This is a genomic window from Ancylomarina longa (genome assembly GCF_003996985.1).
GTDB classification, from domain to species: Bacteria; Bacteroidota; Bacteroidia; order Bacteroidales; family Marinifilaceae; genus Ancylomarina_A; species Ancylomarina_A longa.
The window spans coordinates 1-579 of record NZ_RJJX01000160.1 but is presented as its reverse complement, the minus strand read 5'-3'; the positions used below and the strand labels follow the sequence as shown (position 1 = coordinate 579).

General features: G+C 51.6%; 2 protein-coding genes. Both read left to right on the top strand.

Annotated features, from left to right (window positions below; all coding sequences use genetic code 11):
* Positions 1 to 297 (top strand): replication protein P (locus DLK05_RS16780; RefSeq protein ID WP_244583462.1); only part of this gene is annotated, 297 nt, incomplete at its 5' end.
* Positions 294 to 579 (top strand): protein ren (locus DLK05_RS16775; protein ID WP_127345103.1); only part of this gene is annotated, 286 nt, incomplete at its 3' end. The genes DLK05_RS16780 and DLK05_RS16775, both read left to right, overlap by 4 nt.

The window sequence follows — 579 nt, the reverse complement described above, 5'->3', positions numbered from 1 at the left end:
AAGCGAGGCCTGTATCCGGATGCGGAGTCTTATCCGTGGAAATCAAACGCGCACTACTGGCTGGTTACCAACCTGTATCAGAACATGCGGGCCAATGCGCTTACTGATGCGGAATTACGCCGTAAGGCCGCAGATGAGCTTGTCCATATGACTGCGAGAATTAACCGTGGTGAGGCGATCCCTGAACCAGTAAAACAACTTCCTGTCATGGGCGGTAGACCTCTAAATCGTGCACAGGCTCTGGCGAAGATCGCAGAAATCAAAGCTAAGTTCGGACTGAAAGGAGCAAGTGTATGACGGGCAAAGAGGCAATTATTCATTACCTGGGGACGCATAATAGCTTCTGTGCGCCGGACGTTGCCGCGCTAACAGGCGCAACAGTAACCAGCATAAATCAGGCCGCGGCTAAAATGGCACGGGCAGGTCTTCTGGTTATCGAAGGTAAGGTCTGGCGAACGGTGTATTACCGGTTTGCTACCAGGGAAGAACGGGAAGGAAAGATGAGCACGAACCTGGTTTTTAAGGAGTGTCGCCAGAGTGCCGCGATGAAACGGGTATTGGCGGTATATGGAGTTAAAA